Annotated in this window: 1 protein-coding gene; it reads left to right on the forward strand. The window is 71.7% G+C overall.

Annotated elements, in window-relative coordinates:
* On the forward strand, nt 1-346 hold a 346-nt coding region (locus tag ONA70_RS36540; RefSeq protein WP_265011029.1), incomplete at both ends, for an OmpL47-type beta-barrel domain-containing protein.

Here is a 346-nt window from a genome sequence, read left to right on the forward strand (position 1 = left end):
GCAGCAGGTGTCGTTCACGGTGGTCGAGCCGCCGCCGGCGGACACCACCCCGCCGACGGTCACCGCCTCGGTGACCGGCGAGAAGGACGCCAACGGCGCGTACGTACGCAGTGCGACGGTCACCCTGACCGCGTCGGACAGCGGCTCCGGCGTGGACCGGGTCGAGTACTCCCTCGACGGACAGCCCTACGCCGTCTACACCGCCCCGGTCACGGTCAACCAGCCGGGTCAGCACACGGTGAGTTACCGGGCCACCGACAAGGCCGGGAACACGTCATCGGCGCAGCAGGTGTCGTTCACGGTGGTCGAGCCGGCCCCGGCGGACACCACGCCGCCGACCGTGACC

Origin of the sequence: Micromonospora yasonensis, from assembly GCF_026013475.1 — a bacterium.
GTDB lineage: Bacteria > Actinomycetota > Actinomycetes > Mycobacteriales > Micromonosporaceae > Micromonospora > Micromonospora yasonensis.